Origin of the sequence: Candidatus Flexicrinis affinis, from assembly GCA_016716525.1 — a bacterium.
Taxonomy (GTDB): Bacteria; Chloroflexota; Anaerolineae; order Aggregatilineales; family Phototrophicaceae; genus Flexicrinis; species Flexicrinis affinis.
On sequence record JADJWE010000010.1, the window covers coordinates 280069 to 298516 of the forward strand.

The 18448-nt window shown below is 65.5% G+C and carries 10 protein-coding genes; 5 read left to right on the forward strand and 5 right to left on the reverse strand.

The annotated features are described in order from the left end of the window. Positions 1–26: 26 nt before the first annotated feature. The 3 genes from IPM16_23430 to IPM16_23440 all read left to right on the forward strand — a co-directional run bounded on the left by IPM16_23430 (position 27) and on the right by IPM16_23440 (position 5096). A complete protein-coding gene (locus IPM16_23430; protein MBK9126060.1) occupies positions 27–1457 on the forward strand; it encodes a PPC domain-containing protein in 1431 nt (476 codons plus the stop codon). A 796-nt stretch (positions 1458–2253) separates the two neighbouring features. Then, positions 2254–3378: a phage portal protein gene (locus IPM16_23435; GenBank protein MBK9126061.1), complete on the forward strand. Its 1125-nt coding sequence runs from the start codon at positions 2254–2256 to the stop codon at positions 3376–3378. A gap of 83 nt (positions 3379–3461) precedes the next feature. Beyond that, the gene (locus tag IPM16_23440; protein ID MBK9126062.1) at positions 3462–5096 is read left to right on the forward strand and encodes a UDP-N-acetylmuramoyl-tripeptide--D-alanyl-D-alanine ligase; all 1635 of its coding nucleotides are present in this window, start codon (positions 3462–3464) and stop codon (positions 5094–5096) included. Between the two features lie 688 nt (positions 5097–5784). Here the strand turns inward: IPM16_23440 and IPM16_23445 are convergent. The 3 genes from IPM16_23445 to IPM16_23455 all read right to left on the reverse strand — a co-directional run bounded on the left by IPM16_23445 (position 5785) and on the right by IPM16_23455 (position 11363). After that, on the reverse strand, positions 5785–7335 hold the full coding sequence (locus IPM16_23445) for a hypothetical protein (GenBank protein MBK9126063.1): 1551 nt from the start codon (positions 7333–7335) through the stop codon (positions 5785–5787). 53 nt (positions 7336–7388) lie between these two features. Further along, positions 7389–8630 carry a hypothetical protein gene (locus IPM16_23450; GenBank protein MBK9126064.1) on the reverse strand — a complete coding sequence of 414 codons (1242 nt, stop codon included), beginning with the start codon at positions 8628–8630 and terminating at the stop codon, positions 7389–7391. 882 nt (positions 8631–9512) lie between these two features. Continuing rightward, a complete protein-coding gene (locus IPM16_23455; protein MBK9126065.1) occupies positions 9513–11363 on the reverse strand; it encodes a PD40 domain-containing protein in 1851 nt (616 codons plus the stop codon). A gap of 271 nt (positions 11364–11634) precedes the next feature. Here IPM16_23455 and IPM16_23460 point away from each other — a divergent pair, with 271 nt between their 5' ends. Both IPM16_23460 and IPM16_23465 read left to right on the forward strand, forming a co-directional pair. Next, entirely contained in the window at positions 11635–13152 is a 1518-nt protein-coding gene (locus IPM16_23460; protein ID MBK9126066.1) for a hybrid sensor histidine kinase/response regulator, read from the forward strand. A gap of 701 nt (positions 13153–13853) precedes the next feature. Continuing rightward, positions 13854–15044, forward strand: a complete 1191-nt coding sequence (locus IPM16_23465) for a hypothetical protein (GenBank protein MBK9126067.1) — start codon at positions 13854–13856, stop codon at positions 15042–15044. Positions 15045–15548: 504 nt separating this feature from the next. Here IPM16_23465 and IPM16_23470 read toward each other — a convergent pair. Together IPM16_23470 and IPM16_23475 are read right to left on the reverse strand one after the other, a co-directional pair. Then, the gene (locus tag IPM16_23470; protein ID MBK9126068.1) at positions 15549–18029 is read right to left on the reverse strand and encodes an aldehyde dehydrogenase family protein; all 2481 of its coding nucleotides are present in this window, start codon (positions 18027–18029) and stop codon (positions 15549–15551) included. Beyond that, positions 18026–18448 carry a hypothetical protein gene (locus IPM16_23475; protein MBK9126069.1) on the reverse strand — a complete coding sequence of 141 codons (423 nt, stop codon included), beginning with the start codon at positions 18446–18448 and terminating at the stop codon, positions 18026–18028. The genes IPM16_23470 and IPM16_23475 overlap by 4 nt, the downstream gene beginning before the upstream one ends.

Consider the following 18448-nt stretch of genomic DNA (forward strand, 5'->3'; position numbering starts at 1 on the left):
CTCCAACTGGCGCTATACTTGTCGCCATGCGCCGACTGATCGCCGTCCTCGTGTTGATGCTGTGCGCCTTCGCTCCGGTTCGGGCGCAGGACGTGCAGGCATTGACGTTCGGCCAATCGGTCGATGGGCGGCTGGACGGCGCGACGCCGACCGCGGCCTATTCGTTCGATGGTTTGCGCGGCGAGTACCTGCGGATATCGCTGCGCGTGACGCGCGGCGACCTCGACGCGACGCTGGCGTTGTTTGCGCCGGACGGATCGCTGGTGCTGCAGCGCGACGACAGCCCCGACAGCGACACCCTGACGGTACAGTTCCGGCTGACGGCCAGCGGCGTGCATCGGCTGGTGGCGGCCCGCTTCGGGCACGGGCGCGGCACGACGGCGGGCGACTTCACGCTGTCGATCGACCGCGTAGGCGTGAGCGCGGAGAGCGGCTCGGCACTGCGCTTCGGCGATACGGTCGCCAACAGCATCACCGACGAACAGCACGAGGTGTACTACAGCCTGCGCGCGCGCCGCGGAGACTTGATCACGCTGGCGATGCGGCTTGACAGCGGCAACCTCGACCCACTGCTGCAGATCGTGGACGCCAACCGGCGCATTCTGGTCGAGAACGACGATTTCGAAGGCAACCCCGACGCGCGCATCGAACGCTGGCTGGTGCCGGAGGACGGGCAGTATCTGATCGTCGCAGGCCGATACGGCGGCGCGGCGGGCACGACGACCGGCACGTTCCTGCTGACGGTGGATCGCGTGCCGGAGTCGGCGTTGGGCAATACGCCGCAGGCGGCCGTGCGGCTGTTCCCCGGTCAGCCGGAAGAGCGCGACATCACGGCCGACCGCTCCGCGATCTGGTACGTGTTCGAAGCCCGCGCCGACGATCTCATCACCCTGAGTTTGAACCGCGTGAACGGCACGCTCGATCCGTTCCTCGTCCTGCTCAATGCCGACTTGCAGGAACTGGCGACGCACGACGACATCGTGGACGGTCAACAGCGCGACAGCCTGATCTCCGGCTATCGCATCCCATCCGACGGGTTGTATTACGTGCAGGCGACACGCTTCGAGCGCGCGGCGGGCACAACCATCGGCCGGTTCCGCCTCACGCTGACCATCCTCGGCAACGCGTTCGACACGGTCGAGCCGGATGTCGAACGGATCGCCTACAACGCCTCGGCGGGTGGCGTGTTGAACGTCGCGCTCCCGCGCCGGCGCTACGCCTTCTACGGCAACGGCGGCGACACGCTGACGATCGTCGTCAACCGCGTGGACGGCGACCTCGCGCCGACGGTCGTGCTGCTGGACGAAGGCGGCGCGACGATTGTCGAAGGCAACGCCAGCGGCTCGAACGCGGTGATCCCGCGCATCACGCTGCCCCGGAGCGGACTGTATACGATCATCGTCAGCCGCTCGGATGGGGCCGGGGGATTCCTGCTGGCCGTCGCCCAGAGGCAGTAGGCAGTTGTCAGAAGTCAGGTTTCAGTCGTCAGATGACAGGTCATGCTGGACGCTGGAGATTCCGTAGGGATACGCCCCCTCATCCCCCGGCCCCCTCTCCCACAAGGGGCTAGGGGAGGAACGCGGCGCTGAGTCTCGAGAGAACCGTACTGCCCGAACGTAAGGACACGGCAGTGCCGTGTCCGCCCGATGTTTGAACCACAGAGGCTGCGGGGGAGGGCCTCACAGGGACGCGATACACGCCCGGCGGGCAGACCGGGGCGCGAGCGGCGAGGAAAAGGAACCCCCCCCGGACGCCAAGTCTCGCGCCCGGCAACGCCTGTCGATGCGTTCCGGTCGAAGTTTCACGCCACTTCCAGATGGAGGTCGTCGACGAGCGTACGTATCCTGCTAACCGCAGGCGGTAATCACGAGATAGCAGGGCCGGGAGACCGGCCCTTCGCGTTGAGGATACGCCCCTCATCCCCCGGCCCCCTCTCCCACAAATAGGGGAGAGGTAGACGAACGGACGCCGACATGGCTGAGACTCTGACAGCCGGGCCCAGTACCGTCATCGGTAGGGACGCGATATATCGCGTCTGGTGATGCACTGATCTCTGACAACTGGCCCCTTATACCTGACTCCTTTCCCCAGAAGTTATCGACATCGCTGCCGCATCTGCGATAAGCGGTTGCGATAACGCATCCCGATATATCCCAAACTTATCCCAAATATCGCAGATATCCCAAGTTCGTGCGCCGATTCGATTGCGAGTCCGGCGCGTTCGTGTTCGTCCACACTGTGTAGGAGGGTCCCGTGTTCAAGCTGTTGTCGAGTGTGTTTCCGTCGTTTCCGACCCATCGCGGGCTGCGGCCTGCGCTGCCGATCACGGCGGCTCCCCCGCTGCCCGCACCGCCGGCGGCCCCGCGCGATCTGGACGCGTATGCCGGATCGCCGTGGGTGTACGTCGCCGTCAGCCGCATCGCCGAGGCCGGCGCGCTGGTCCCGCTGCACGTTTACCGGCGTGAAGGCGAGCGCAAGGTCGCGGTCGAGAATCATCCGCTCGAGCTGCTGCTCGAACGCCCCAACCCGTTCCTCAGCCGGTTCGAGCTGTTCGAGCAGACGTTGGGCTTTCTAGAACTGACCGGCAGCGCGTACTGGTACCTGTCAGGCAGCGGCGGCGCGCCGCAGGAAATCTGGCCGCTGCGACCGGATCGCATCAGCGTGGTGCCGCACCCGGAACGGCACGTCGCCGGCTATGTGTATGAGGTCGGGTCGATGCGCGTGCCGCTGGCGGCGGAGGAGGTCGTGCACTTCCGGCGCTGGCACCCGACCAACGACTACCTCGGCTTGTCGCCGGTGCAGGCGGCGCGCACGAGCATCGACGGCGACCGCGCAATGGCGCAGTGGAACCGGTCGGCGTTCAGCGAGGATCGCGGCATCCCCGCCGGAATCGTCACGATCAACGACCCGATCACCGACGCCGACTTCGAGCGCATCAAGCGCGAGTGGCGGGTCAACTACGGCGGCGGTCAGCGGCGGACGGCGTTCCTGCGCGGCGGGTCGGTGCAGTGGCAGGCGATCGGGTTGAGCCACACCGACCTCGACTTCCTGAACGGGCGGCGCGCCCACCGCGACGAAATTCTGAGCATCTTCGGCGTACCGGTCGGGCTGATCGACGCGAACGCCACCGAGGCCAACGCGACCGTCGCCGAGCGGCAGTTCGTCGAGCGAACGCTGTGGCCCAAGCTCGTGCGCGTGGCGCAGAAGATCACGTCAGATGTGCTGCCGTTCTGGGGCGCGGGCTATCTGGCCGAGTTCGCCGACATCCGCCCGACCGATCACGCGGCGCGTCTGGCGGAGATCGAGGCGGCGCGCGGCGTGCTGACGACTGACGAACTGCGTGCACGGTTTTTCCAGCTCGGGCCGGCAGACGGCTGAGCCTTACGTGCGCCGTAGAGACGGGCGTGCTGCGTGCGGTACAATGGCGCCGTTTCGCCGTCTTGTCAGGCCAATACGCCTCGATGCTCGACTTTGCTCTGCTGCTCATCCTGCTCGTCTGGTTCATCGCGACGGTGATTCGCGTTTATCGCCTCGCGCGGTTCTATCAGATCGACGAGTACAAGTCGAACCGGTTTGCGCGCTGGTGGTTCGGCAAGCTTGACCGCGTGCTGCCGAACCGCTCGCCAGTGATCGCAGGCGTGGCGGCGGCGTTCGGCGTGTTGTTCGGCGAGGGCGGCCCGCTGCTCCCGTTGGCGATCTGGCTGGTCGCGGCGGCGTGGATCGGGTGGCCGCGGCCCGAACGCGAGGTAAAGAAGCGCTTTGTGGCGACGGCGCGGGCCAAGCGTATCCTCGGCGCGGCGTTCGTCATCGCGGCCCTCGGCAGCGTCGCCTCCGGCTTGTTGATCGGCGGAGCGGTCGACTCCGACCGGCTGACGATTGTGATGGCCGGCTTGTCAGGCTACCTGACGTGGCTGCTGGCCCCGCTGTGGCTGATGCTCGGCAACATCGTGATGACGCCGGTCGAATCGCTTTACCGGCGCGCCTACATTCGGCAGGCCCGCGCGATCATCCAGCGCATTAACCCGACCGTGATCGGGATCACCGGCAGCTACGGCAAGACGACGACCAAGAACTTCATCGCCGACCTGCTCAACGGCCGTTACCGCGCCTACGCCACGCCCAAGAGCTTCAACACGATGATGGGCATTTGCCGGGCGATCAACACCGATCTGGCCGACAACTACGCCATCGACTACTTCATCGTCGAGATGGGCGCGTACTTCCCGGGCGAGATCAAACGCATCGCCGACCTCACGCCGCCGCATATCGGCATCGAGGTCGAGGTCGGCCCGCAGCATCTGGAGCGCTTCAAGACATTGGAGCGCACCGCCGAATCGAAATACGAGGTGATCGCCTCGCTGCCGCCGGACGGCGTGGGCGTGTTCAACTGGGACAACCCGTACATCCGCGCCATGCAGGAAAAGGGCTATCCGGCGACGCGCATCGGCGTCAGCCGGCAGATCGACCCGGCGACGGCCCCGCGCGACGTGCGCTTCGTGGCGGCGGACGCGCGCGAGTCGCTCGATGGGCTGACGTTCACCGTGCATGACACGCACACCGGCGACGTGCAGGCGTTCGAGGTGCCGGTGCTGGGCATCCACAACGTGACCAATCTGCTGATCGCGATCGCCGTGTGCGTCAACGAGCGCATGTCGCTCAAGGAAATTGCCCAGCGCGCGCGGACGCTCAAGCCGGCCGAAAGCCGCCTCGTGCGGCAGTCCACCGCGCAGGGCATCACGATCCTCAACGACGCGTACTCGGCCAACCCGGTCGGGTCGCGGAGCGCGCTGGCGGCGCTGGCCCTGCACACCACCGGGCGGCGCGTGTTGATCACGCCGGGGATGATCGAGCTTGGCCCGCTGCACGCGCAGGAGAACAAGGCGCTCGGCGAGGCGGCAGCGGGCGTCGCAACCGACATTCTGCTGGTCGGGCCGGAGCTGACCGCACCGATCAAGGCCGGGGCGCTGGAGGCGGGATTCTCCGAGGCGAATCTGCACACCGTTGACGTGCTGAGCGAGGCGGTCGCGTGGACTCAGCGCGAGCTCAAGCCGGGCGACGCGGTGCTGTACCTGAACGATCTGCCCGATACGTACTAGAGTCGGCAGGAGTCAGAAGTCAGTTGTCAGAGGATGCGTGGCGGGGCACGGTCCGGTAGAGGCGACCGGTCGGTCGCCCTGCTGTTACGGGATGTGCGGATGTAGGTGGCGGGCGACCCGCCGGGTCGCCCCTACACCGTTCTCTGGGGTTCAATCAGCCCGGCGGACACGGCACTGCCGTGTCCCTACGTCAGGGCGGTAGGGTTCTCTCGTGACAGGGCGAGGGGGCGGCACGAATCACGAGGGGCGACCAATTGGTCGCCCCTACGGCGGGATGTGCGGATGTAGGTGACGGGCGACCCGCCGGGTCGTCCCTACACCGTTCTCTGGGGTTCAATCAGCCCGGCGGACACGGCGGTGCCGTGTCCCTACGTCAGGGCGGTAGGGTTCTATTGTGACAGGGCGAGGGGGGTACGAGTCAAGACGGGCGACCGATCGGTCGCCCCTACGGGTGCGGTGCGTGCGGATGTAGGTGTCGGGCGACCCGCCGGGTCTCCCCTGCACCGTTCTCTGGGGTTCAATCAGCCCGGCGGACACGGCGGTGCCGTGTCCCTACGCACGGGCGGTAGGGTTCTCTCGTGACAGGGCGAGGGGGCGGCACGAATCACGAGGGGCGACCAATTGGTGGCCCCTCCGATTGGATGGGAGTTGTGGGTTTCCTTTCCCCTCAACCCTTTCCCCGTTGCCCTTAGTTTTGGCCGCGGAAGGTCGCGGCGTCGCCGGAGCGCCACGCCGGCGCCGGCAGCGGCAGCAGGCCGTCGCCCTTGCGCTCGCGGGCCGGGTTGCCGGCGTAGTCGAGCGATATGTCGTCCACGCGAATCTGGCCGCTGGTGCTGCTGTTCTTGAACATCATGGAGACCTTGTTGACGTTCTTGCTGGCGATCGGCGCCACCAGATTGATGGTCTGGTAGCCCGCCGTGATGCGCAGCGTGTTGTACGTCAACTTGGTGGTCGGCGTGCCGTCGGTGTAGGTCACCTTGAGGATGAACTTGGCGTTGTTCGACAGCGAAACGGCGTTGTAGTTGGCGAACATGCGGAACGCGCCGCCCTCTTCCGCCTTGTCCAGCAGCACCGTCGACGGTGTAACGCTCTGCTTGATCTTGGCGTTCTTGTTCAGCGCGCCGAAGAACCGGAAGACGTTGTCCCCACCGTCATTGAAAACGCCGTCCGACCCGGACGTGTTCTTGAGTGTCCAGCCACTCGTGCCGGAGTCAAAGGCGGGGTTCGTGCCGAGGCCGCTCATGTACTCCGGCGAGATCATGATGCGGTACTGCGACCCGGCCAGCAGGTTCGCACTGCTGAACGTGCCAACACGCACATACACCTCGGTGCCTTGGCTGATGAATACGCCGTTCACCACGCTGTACAGCGTGCCGTAGCTGTCGTCGCTGCAGCCTAACTGCGTGAGGTTGGCGAAGACCGGCCCGCCGCTCGAGCTGTAAACCGCGAGCTTCGTGTCCTGCGACTCGAATGCCCGCACTAACCGCGAGCCGTAGGTCGAGAAGGTGAAGTACCCCGAACGCGGCGCGACGAAGCGGTGCCAGACCGAGTGGTACATGTTGCAGGTTGTAAGGTCAGGGTCTGTAGTTTCGAGCGTCTCGCGCGATGCAAAACCGATGTTATCCACCTTGACGGCCTTGTTGAACGTGATCGGCTGATTGCCTGCGAGATTGTTGCTGTTAGGTGTGGCTCCGATAGGCGGGATGAACGAGATCGACAGCGCGAGGTCGATTACTCCGCCGCAAAGATCCTTGCAGGAGATACGGACTAGGTATGGCGCGCTGCCAAGGATAGTGTTTACACGGGCGTCGTTGCCAGCCGAGCCGCCACCGCTGTCGTCGTCACACCGGACCTCCAGAAGATCCGTAATTGACTGCGTATCGTAGGCGAAGACTTGGATGACTGTGTCGTAGGCACTACCAGTAGCATACGCCGTATTGATATCCAGTGTTCCGCCGGGGTGATTGAGGGCAAACCAGACGCTGTATGTCCCCAATACACCGCCGCTGCAAGATGGGGTTGGCTCACTTGCCTCGGTCGGGGTGCCCGCAGAGATGTCGATGGCATCGCCGGTGTCTGGCATGGCGTAGAAGGCTGAGACGCCGCTGGCAAATGTCGTCGGCAGGCTCACGATGGTACGCGGGGTTTCCGCGCGCTCTTCTTGCGCTGTCGAGACGAAGGCGCTCCCCAGCAGCAAGGCACAGATGAACAGGATGAGTATGGAATGATGTTTGCGCATGTTTCCCCCAAATCAGTGGTGCAATGGTCAGGATTGACCAGCCTATGCTCACATTATATGCGTGTTTTTAATCGCGTGCTCATTTTAGCCGGGTTTGAATCAGGTGGCGTTTCGGTATGTACGGTGGGCGCCCGGTGCAGCATGGTGGGCCATGCGCTGGCCGGGCGCCCTATGGCGTTGTTGTCAGCCTCCAACAGCACCTCCTTTAACGGGCCGCGGGCGGGACTGGCAGCACGCCGTCCGGCACGCTCCGCAGCAGGCCACCGTCGTAATCGAGCATGACGTAGTCCAAGTAGGTCGAGCCGCTGGTTGCCTTGTTCTTGAACATGACCTTGATCGCGGCGACATTCGGGCTGTCGAAGGTTGCGCCGACTTTGCCCCACACGATAGTTGGCTTGGACGGTGCTGTAGACCACGCTCGCTTTAGTGGTGGGCGTGCCGTCCGAGTAGCTGATGCACAACTGCATTTTCAGGTTCGGGGCTGTCGACGCTTTGTAGTAGCTGTAGACCTCGAGGCGGTGCGCCTCGTGCCCGACGACGATCCAGATCGACCACGTCCGCGACTGTTGAATCTTGGTCGCTTCGTCAACCCCGCCGACGAACTTGAACGAACAGGTACCCACGGCAGCGGTCGTGCAGTCGCGCCCATCGCCGTTGTAGGCCTTCTTGACGGTCCAGTCCGCGGGCGAAATGGCGCTCTCAAAACTCTCGTTGACCAAGCCTACCGGATCCCAGTCGCGGGCGTCGAGGATAACCGCGCGCACCTTGAGCGTGCCGTTGAAGACGTCGTTGTATCCGGTGCCAACCCGAACGTAGTACTTGTTGCCGCCGACGATCCCGACAGACCCGATGTTGGCGATTCCGCTGGCATCTTCCAGCGCACATGCTTGCTGAGTGAGGTTCGCGAGAGTCGTTCCCGTGTAGATCGCCATTCGGGTCGACACGTCAAGCCTATCGGGTAGGCTGTACACCGTGCTGCCGGCGGTCGAGAGCGCGAGATACCCGCTGAACGGCGCCATGAAGGTGTACCACACGGTGTGATACATCGGGCATGACGTCAGGTCGGGGTCGGAGGTCTCGAGCGACTCGAGCCCCGCGAACCCGAGCAGGCCGATAGTCTTGGCGCGCTGGTTCAGGACGAGATCGGCCGCGTTGACGAAGGTGTCATTGGGCGGGTTGAGCGGCGGGATGAAGCTCGGTTCCTCAGCGGCGGTCACCGGCGACACCACAAGCAGCACAAGAATCAGGACTGCGCTTCCCAAACTGAGCAGGTGAATCAAACGTGACATACGCATGATCGGAACCTCCTTCCGGCAGGCCCCGGCGTTCTGCCCTTAACCCTATGATACGCCCGTAATGTGTTTCGTAATGCGGTCCCGCCTCAGACCCCCAATTTGTGGGGGTGGGACTGAGGGGAAAGGGAAACGGGCAAAGGGGAAAGGTTACAGGGTGTGCAGCTTGCGGACGCGATTTATCGCGGTTCTACCACGCCGCGACGACGTGCGAGTGGCGGGCGATCCGGCGACCCCTGTTACATGTCTCTCTGTGGATCAATCAACCAAGCGGACACGGCGGTGCCGTGTCCCTACGGACGGGCGGTAGGGTTCTGCCCCTCGATCGTTGACGACCAACGGGAGCACCGAAGGTCGGGAGAGAGGTGAGGGGGCGTGCGGCACAGCTTGCGGACGCGATGTATCGCGTCCCTACCACGCCGCGACGACGTGCGAATTGGCGGGCGACCCAGCGGGTCGCCCCTGCGTCTCTCTGTGTGGTTCAATCAGCCCGGCGGACACGGCGGTGCCGTGTCCCTACGGACGGGCGGTAGGGTTCTATCGTGACACGGAGCCCGAGTCTCTCCCCCCGCGCCCTTTGTGGGAGAGGGCGGCACGAATCACGAGGGGCGACCGATCGGTCGCCCCTGCTGTTACGGGATGTGTGGATGTAGGTGGCGGGCGACCCAGCGGGTCGCCCTTAGGGGGGGGGGCGGGGGGGGGGGGGGCTTTAAAGTCTACGTCTCTCTGTGTGGTTCAATCAGCCCGGCGGACACGGCGGTGCCGTGTCCCTACGGACGGGCGGTAGGGTTCTGCCCCTCTCCCTGACGACCAACGGGAGCACCGAAGTTCGGGAGAGAGGTGAGGGGGCGTGTTCCTTTCCCCTTACCCCCCGGCCCTTTTCCCTTAGAACACTTGCCAGACCACCAGCAGGCCGTCGTCGGCCGAGGAATACAGCGTCGTGCCATCGGGCGAGAACACCAGCCCGTTGATCATGCCGATGTGGCCCCAATTCGACGTGATTCGCTCGCCGGTGGCGGTGTTGAACAGCGCGAGTTCGCCGTCCGACATGCCGACTGCCAGCACGGTCGTATCTGGCGACCATGCCACAGCGCCGATCACGCGGCCGAACGGCGGTTCGATGGTGAGTTCAGGCGATTCGCCCCGCCCGACCGTCCAGATGCGCACCGATCCGCTGTCCTGACCGGCGGCGAGGCGGCGGCCATCCGCGCTGAACGCGACGCTGGCGATGCCGGAGTCGGCGCCTTCCAGCAGCGAATCCCATGAGCCGGTCTCGACGCTCCAGATGAACACCGTACCGCTGGCATCGGCCGACACCATCCACTGCCCGTCCGGGCTGAAGCCGACGACCGTCACCGGCGCGGGATGCGTATCGACTGCGCCATTCTGCGAACCGCTGACGGCATCCCACCAATACAGGCTGCCGTCGGCGAGGGCGGCGTTGATCACCGGATTGGTGGGATGGACGGCCAGTGCGGTGATGCTTTGGCCGGCGTCATACTCGACGCTGGAGGTTGTGCCGTCGACGCGGCCGACACCGAGGCGCGAATCGGCGGTTGCGGCCAGCACGGTCGAGCCGTCGGCGCTGAACGCCAGTCCGCGCAATGGCGGAAGCCCCAGCGCGAGGTCGCGGCTTTGCTTGCCGGTCAGTGTGTCGTAGAGCCGGATGTGACCGCTGGGTTCGCCGGCGGCCAACAGCGCGCCGTCGGGGCTGAGCGCGATCGCGGCGATGGCCGGCACGTAGGCAATGCTGCCGATCTCCTGTAGGGTGCGCACGTCGTACAGGGTGACTCGTTCGCTGCTCACGGAAGCCAGCAGCGAGCCGTCCGCGTTGAACGCCATGTCGAGCAGCGGTCCGTCGTGCTGGCCGATTTCGGCAATCTGCGCGCCGGTCTGCGCGTCGACCAGCAGCACGCGTCCGTCGCTCCCGCCGACCGCTGTCGTGCGGCCGTCCGGGCTGAACGCGCCCGCCGCCGATCCGGGTTCGCCCTCAACCAGCACGAGCAGTTCGGCGCCGGTCTCCCGGTCCCACACGCGCACGCTGCCGTCGTCGCTGCCGGTGATCAGCCGGTCGCCGTCGTCGGAAAAGCCCACGCTGCCGATCGGCGCGTCATGGCCGAGCAGCGTGAGGGTTTCCACGCCGTCGGCGCCGTTCCACACCTTGACCGACCCGTCGCTGCTGGCGCTCGCCAACCACTTGCCGTCGGCGCTGTAGGTCATCGCCAGCACGCGGCCGGCGTGGCCGGTCAGGTCGCGCACGGGCTGATCGGTGGCGGCGTCGAACACGCTGATGACCTCGCCGCCCGAGATGGCGTAGAAGCGGCCCTGCGGATCGTACGCGGCGGACCCGGGCGACCCGCCCAACGGCGGATACAGGTCGCCGACCTTGTCTCCGCTGAACGGATCGAACTTGCGCACGTTGTAGCCGAGGCTGGAGGCAATCATCACTGCGCCGTCCGGGCTGAAGTCGACGCCGGTCGCGGGGAACGGGTCGCCGTCGAGCGTGTCGCCCGCGCCGATCGCGCCGACCTCGAACAGACGTACGCCCGAACTGGACGCCACGGCCAGCAGTTTGCCGTTCGGCGAAAACGCGGCCGATCCTGCGCGGCCGGGGCCGTACAGCCCGGTCGGCACGAGATCGGCGGCGGTCTGCGAGGTAATCGGACGGCCGCTCTGGGCGGTGCTTGCCCCAACCCATACCAGAATGACGATCAGGATCGCGGTGATGCGTCGCATAGCGGCCCCCGGTCAGTGTCTACACCCGCGTTGAATTCGAGTGTACCCCGGCTTTGACAAGTGCGCGCGGTCATCTGCTGCAAAGTGTGTTACCTTATAGTCAGGCTGTGTAACCTTGATTGCCACCTACACCCCTCACCCCCTGCCCCTCTCCCTCGCAAGCGGGGAGAGGGGAGCAAAACGTTGTGCGAAGCAACGGGCGTCTGAGGGAGAGAAGAATATCCAGCAATCAAGGTACATGCAGGTATACACTGAAAATCACCATCGTCCGATGACCCCCTTAAACGTCCTGATTCTCGATGAGAGCGCGGAGGATGCTCTGCTGCTGCAAAGCGAACTGCAGCGTGCAGGGTACGACCTCAGCGCCGTCGTGGTGCGGACAGAGGACGAGTTCGTCAAGCATCTGAACCCGGCACTGGATGCGATCCTCGCCGATGTCGAGACTCCGGAGTTCAGCGCAGAGCGCGCATTCGACCGGGTGCAGGAAGGCGCGTTCGACATTCCGTTTATCGTCGTGCATGGGCCGGAAGGCGAGCCGACCAGCGCCGAACTGGTCGAGCGTGGCGCGGCCGATCGCGTCTCAAAGGATCACCTTGGCTTGTTGGGGCCGACAGTCAACAAGGCGCTGGCCGACCGCGAAAGCCGGCGTGCGCAAATGCTCACCGCGCGCGAACTGGCCTTGTCCGAGCAGCGCTTCCGCCGTATGTTCGAGGTCTCGCTCGACGTCATCCTGATGATCGACGCGGCAGACGGCACGGTGCTGGACGCCAACCCTGCAGCAAATATCGCGCTTGGCTACCCGCTGGCGGATTTGATCGGCAGCAGTTGGTCGCGGCTGTTCAACAAGCGCTACCCGCCCTACGCCAACGACGTGCGCAACGCCGCGGCGGCCGGCGATACGGTCGTGCTGACGCATCGCTTCCGCCACGCCAACGGCCGGCTTGTGCCGATGGACTTGACGGCTATCCTGCTCGAGCCCGGCGACGAGACGCGGTCGGGCCGCCTGCTGGTGACGCTGCGCGATGTCAGCGAACGCCTGCGCGCCGACTTGCAGCGCGAGGAAGCGCAGCGCATGCGCGGTCAGTTCGAGCGCGAGCGCGTGCTCAACGATCAGCGCCAGCAGTTTCTCAATTTCGCCGTGCACGAGTTCAAGAATCCGCTGTCGGCCATCCGGTCGTCGAACGCCACGCTGCAAGAGTACGGCGAACGGATGACCGAACCGGCGCGCCAGCGGCACTATCAGACGATCGAGGCCGAAGTCCAGCGCATGCTGGAGCTGATCAACGACATGCTCACGCTCGGCAAGCTCAACGCCGGCGCGACCGCGCTCGATCTTCAGCAGCTGGATCTCGAAGCGACGACTCGCAGCGTGCTGGACGAGGTACGCCGCGTGCATCCTGAACAGACCTTCGACCTGACGATACAGCCCGGCGTATACGCGATGAACGCCGATACCAAGATGATTCGGCAGGTGCTGTTCAACCTGTTGGGCAACGCGGCGCGCTACTCGCCCGACCACCTGACGATCCTCGTCGACGTGCGGCGCGAGGGCGCGGCCATCGTGGTGACGATTACCGACCGCGGGATCGGCGTGCCGCCGCAGGACTTGCCGACGCTGTTCGACCCGTTCAAGCGCGGCAGCAACGTCGGCTCGATCGCCGGCACGGGCCTCGGTCTGAGCATCGTGAAGCAGTCGGTCGAGCTGCACGGCGGCAGCATTGGCGTGCAGTCCGAGCTAGGCGTCGGCACGACGTTCCGTATTCGCCTTCCGGCGGCGGTGGCTTCGTAGACCCTCACCCCCAACGCCTGTCCGAAGAAACCTCACCCCAACCCGGTTACCGAAACCTCACCCTAACCCCTCTCCCGAGGAGAGGGGCTTTCCGTTCTGGCGTGTCGGGACACGGCATTGTCGTGTCCGGGAGAAGAACCGACACAGAGGCGCTGTAGTGGCGACCCGGCGGGGCGCCCTCGGTATGCTCCACTCGCCCTAACCCGGTTACCGAAACCTCACCCCGACCCGGTTACCGAAACCTCACCCCAACCCCTCTCCCGAGGAGAGGGGCTTTGCGTTCTGGCGTGCTGGGACACGGCATTGTCGTGTCCGGGAGAAGAACCGACACAGAGGCGCTGTAGTGGCGACCCGTCGGGTCGCCCTCGGCATGCTCCACTCACCCCAACCCGGTTACCGAAACCTCACCCCAACCCCTCTCCCGAGGAGAGGGGCTTACGGTTCCGGCGTGTCGGGACACGGCATTGTCGTGTCCGGGAGAAGAACCGAGACAGAGGTGTCGTACGGGCGACCCGACGGGGCGCCCTCGGCATGCTCCACTCGCCCCGACCCGGTTACCGAAACCTCACCCCAACCCCTCTCCCGAGGAGAGGGGCTTTGCGTTCTGGCGTGTGGGTCTCCCCTCTCGAGGGAGAGGGGCCGGGGGTGAGGGCTTCATCGTCGGGACTCTAGATCCATCCAATCGTTCAGAAAGGTCGTCCATGAACATTCAACTGCCGCCCCTGCACGCGGCGCAGGCGGCGATCTATGCACATCCCGCGCGCTTTAAGGTCGTCGCTTGTGGCCGGCGTTTCGGCAAGACCGAGTTGGGCAAGCATCTTCTGCTCCAGCACGCAATAGAAGGCGGCACGACGTGGTGGATCAGCCCGACCTATGGCATGGCCGGGCAGGTGTGGCGCGACTTGCGCAGCGTGCTCGCTCCGCTCAAGCCGACGGTAACGACTGCCGAGAGGCGCATCGACCTCGAGAACGGCGGCGTGGTCGCCGTGCGCAGCGGATTGAATCCGGAGTTTCTGCGCGGGGCGGGGCTGGACTACGCCGTGCTGGACGAGGCCGCGTTCCTGCCTGCCGACCTGTGGCCGGAGGTCGTGCGTCCCATGTTGATCGACCGGCGCGGTGGCGCTGCGTTCCTGTCGTCGCCGAACGGACGCAACCACTTTTACCACCTGTACGCGCAAGGGCTTGACCCCGCGCTCTCCGAATGGGCGGCCTTCCACCATCCCAGCCACGACAATCCGCTGCTCGACCGCGTCGAACTGGAGGCACTGCGCGCGACGCTGCCGGACACGGTCTACAGGGCGGAGATTCTGGCGGAGTTCGTCGACAGCGCCGGGCAGGTGTTCCGCAACGTCGACTTGCGCGCCACCGCGCCGATTGACGCCGTGCCGCATGCGGATCAACGCGTGGTGATCGGCGTAGACTGGGGCAAATCGGTCGACTTCACGGTGTGCGCCGTTGTCGATGCCAACGGCGGCACCATGCTCGCGCTAGACCGCTTCAATGGCTTGAGCTGGGCCGAGACACGGTCGCGTGTCGCCGATCTGGCGCGATACTGGAACGCGCAGGTGGTGTGGGCCGAGGCGAACGCGGCGGGCGACGTCAACATCGAGGCGCTGATCGCTGACGGCGTGCCGGTGTGCGCGTTCACCACGACCGCGCGCAGTAAGCCCGTGCTGATCGACAAGCTGGCGCTGGCGCTCGAACACGGGGAGCTGGCCCTGCTGCCCGATCCGGTGCTGCTGGCCGAATTGAACGTATTCCGGGTCGATCCGATGCCGCTGGGCGGGTATCGCTATGGCGCGCCTGCCGGCATGCACGACGACACGGTGATCGCGCTGGCGCTGGCATGGCACGGCGCGCGGACGGGAGGCGCGGGGATCGGTTTTGCATAGGGGAAGTCGTCAGGAGTCAGACATCAGTTGTCAGGAAGGGCACGCCAGGGCGGGGTGTGTTCGCGCGACGAAGAAAGGATTGAACCACAGAGAGGGCACAGAGGACACAGAGATAAGGGAGCACACTGAGGGGAAAGGGGAGAACCTCACCCCTAGCCCCTCTCCCGACCTTCGGTGCTCCCGTTGGTCGTCAAGGGGCGAGGGGGACTTCTAACCTGCGTGCGTTTCCCTCTCTCTCCCCCTGCACCTTACCCCTGTTCCCTCGTCCCTATTCGCCCCTCACCCCCCGGCCCCCTCTCCCTCGGCAAGCGGGGCGAGGGGGAGACAGGCGTGCGCCGGAACAAAAGCCCCTCTCTGTGGGAGAGGGGTTGGGGTGAGGTTTCGGTGGGAGAGGGTGCTGAGGGCGACCCGCCGGGTCGCCCTCTCTGTGATCTCTCTTGTGCTCTGTGCGCTCTGTGCCCGCTTTTCCCTTTCCCCCTGCACCTTACCCCTGTTCCCTCGTCCCTATTCGCCCATCGGCACCCAGATGTTCTTGATGTGAGTGGACTGGTGCAGGAACTCGTGACCTGCGCCCTGCTGCTCGTCGGCCCAATCGCGCGACTCGCCGTAGTTCACCCACGTGCGCTTCATGTTGTAGGCCGAGAGCTGCTCGACCATCGCGCTGCCGACCGCCGACCCGAAGTACCACATGCCGTCGATGTCGTCGTGCTCGACCAGCGTCTTGGTCAGGTGGTCGCGGTCGCCGGTGACAATGTTGATCACGCCGGCGGGCAGGTCTGATGTCTCCAACACCTGATAGAAGTCGGTGGCGGCCAACGGATGCGCCTGCGACGGCACGACCACCACGGTGTTCCCCCGCGCAACGGCCGGCGCGACGAGCGACACAAACGCCAGCAGCGGGTGCTCGTCCGGGCAGGCGATTCCGATCGTGCCAAGCGGCTCGGTGAGCGCGATGGTCAGCCCGCGCAGCTCGGTCTCCTGTACGGTGCCGCCGTACTTGTCCGCCCACGCGGCCCACGTGAACCAGCGCGAGATGCTCAATTCGACCTCGCGGCGCGCGGCATCGGGCTTAGCGCCGGTCATGGCGGCGATGCGCTGCGCGAATTCCTCGGCGCGGGCCGACAGGTTCTCGGCAATGTAATACAGGATCTGCGCGCGCTGATGGCCGGTGCGGAAGCCCCACCCTTCGGCGCTGCGGGCGGCGCTTACGGCATCGCGGATGTCCTTGCGGTTGCCGTCACCGACGAGGCCGACCTCGTGGCCGTCCGGCGACAGGATCGGGCGCGAGTAGTTGCCGTCCGGGCGCTTCTGTTTGCCGCCGATGAACATCTTGGCGGTGCGATCGACCGCGAACCCCCTCACCCCTAGCCCCTCTCCCTCAGAGGGGAGAGGGGAACCTTTCGCCCCCTCGGCCCTTGAGGGGGCAGCGCCTAGCGCCGCGGGGCCGGGCGGGGTGGCCTTGCCCCAATTCTTGAACGCCTTGCTGTCCTTGCCGGGCAAGTCGGGGTGCGGGCGCGCATGCCACTTGGGACGCGTGTACTCGTACAGCCCTTCCTTGCCGCCTTCGCGCCCGAAGCCGCTCTCGCGGTAGCCGCCGAAGCCGCTGGCCGCGTCGAACAGATTCGTGCTGTTGACCCACACGCTGCCCGCCTTGACCGCGCGCGCGACCTCCATGGCAAGGTTGATGTTGTCCGACCACACGCTGGCGGCGAGGCCGTAGCGGGTGTTGTTGGCGAGTTCGATTGCCTCGGACGGGGTGCGGAACGTCATCGCGACCAGCACCGGCCCAAAGATTTCCTCCTGCACGACGGTCGACGCGGGCTGCACGTTGGTGAGCAGCGAGGGCGGGTAATAGCACCCGTTGGTCGGTATCGGCGTCTCGGCCTGATAGAGCAGCGCGCCTTCGGCCAAGCCCTTCTTCACGAGCCGGTCGATCGTCTCGTACTGCACGGGCGCGACCACCGGCCCCATGTCGACCGCCTTGTCGAGCGAGTCGCCGACGCGCAGCATGTTCATGCGGCGGCGCACCTTGTCGAGGAAACGGTCGGCGATGCTCTCCTGCACCAACAGGCGCGATCCGGCGCAGCACACCTGACCCTGATTGAACCAGATCGCGTCGACGAGGCCTTCGACCGCCGCGTCCTGATCGGAGTCGTCGAACACGACGTACGGTGACTTGCCGCCCAGTTCGAGCGACAGCTTGACGCCGCGGCCCGCCGTCACGCGGCGGATGATGCGGCCGACGTTGGTGCTGCCGGTGAAGGCGATCTTGTCGAAGCCGGGATGCGCCGTGATGGCCGCGCCGGTCTGGTCGCCGCCGGTAACGATGTTGACGACGCCCGCCGGCAGGCCGGCCTCGGCGCAAATTTCCGCGAACAGCAGCGCACTCAGGTTGGTGAACGGCGCGGGCTTGAGCACGACCGTGTTGCCCATCGCCAGCGCCGGCGCGATCTTCCACGCCAGCATCAGCAGCGGGAAATTCCACGGGATGACCTGCCCGATCACGCCGACCGGCGCGTAATCGCGCATCTCGGTTTCCATCAACTGCGCCCATCCGGCGTGATGGTAGAAGTGGCGCGCGACCAGCGGAATGTCGATGTCGCGGCTCTCGCGGATCGACTTGCCGTTGTCCATCGATTCGAGGACGGCCAGCAGGCGCTGATGACGTTGGATGCCGCGCGCGATGGCGTACAGATAGCGGGCGCGGGCGTGTCCGCTCAGCGCCGACCACGACTCGAACGCCGTGCGCGCCGCCTGATACGCCGCGTCGACGTCCTCGGCGGAGGCGTCCGCGACCTCGGCGATCTTCTGCCCGTTGGCCGGGTTGCTGGTGATCAGCGTCTTGCCGCCGGACGGCGCGTGCCACCTGCCGTTGATGAACAGGTCGAACTTGCGGTCGTGGGCATCCAGCCACGCGTTGGCCGCCGACGGCGACTCCGGCGCGGGCGCGTAGTCGAGGCTTTCGAAGTAGTCTTTGACGGTCATGAATCGGTCTCCAGTTTTTCGCGCAGAATGTCGAGGAGGTCGTTGGCGATCGGATCGTAGGTATCGGGATCGCCACCGCTGAAGTAATCGCTGCGCTGTAAATGGAACAGCATCAGGCGCAGGTCGAGAATGGGAAAATCGCGCAGATCGTCGGGCGAGAAGGTGTGACGGCCGCGATACACGGCCCGGTTCACCCATGTGTTCAAATCCTCGCCGTGGACTTCATAGGCGATGTTGTAACCGTCGAACGGGAAGGCGAAGCGGACCCACCAGCCCGGCGTGCGTTCGGCACGGGGCGGAATGTTCAAGGTCTGCGCCTCGGCCATGGCGCGCGTGCGCACGATGTTCCGGCCAAGCTCTTGATCCTGCTTGAGAATGCGCGCGAGTTCCTCAGCAGAGTAGGGCGGCTTCACGACCAT

Coding starts and splice junctions, on each gene's coding strand:
- IPM16_23430 (MBK9126060.1), top strand. CDS start 27: ATGCGCCGACTGATCGCCGTCCTCGTGTTGATGCTGTGCGCCTTCGCT.
- IPM16_23440 (MBK9126062.1), top strand. CDS start 3,462: ATGCTCGACTTTGCTCTGCTGCTCATCCTGCTCGTCTGGTTCATCGCG.
- IPM16_23445 (MBK9126063.1), bottom strand. CDS start 7,335: ATGCGCAAACATCATTCCATACTCATCCTGTTCATCTGTGCCTTGCTG.
- IPM16_23450 (MBK9126064.1), bottom strand. CDS start 8,630: ATGCGTATGTCACGTTTGATTCACCTGCTCAGTTTGGGAAGCGCAGTC.
- IPM16_23455 (MBK9126065.1), bottom strand. CDS start 11,363: ATGCGACGCATCACCGCGATCCTGATCGTCATTCTGGTATGGGTTGGG.
- IPM16_23460 (MBK9126066.1), top strand. CDS start 11,635: ATGACCCCCTTAAACGTCCTGATTCTCGATGAGAGCGCGGAGGATGCT.
- IPM16_23465 (MBK9126067.1), top strand. CDS start 13,854: ATGAACATTCAACTGCCGCCCCTGCACGCGGCGCAGGCGGCGATCTAT.
- IPM16_23470 (MBK9126068.1), bottom strand. CDS start 18,029: ATGACCGTCAAAGACTACTTCGAAAGCCTCGACTACGCGCCCGCGCCG.
- IPM16_23475 (MBK9126069.1), bottom strand. CDS start 18,448: ATGGTCGTGAAGCCGCCCTACTCTGCTGAGGAACTCGCGCGCATTCTC.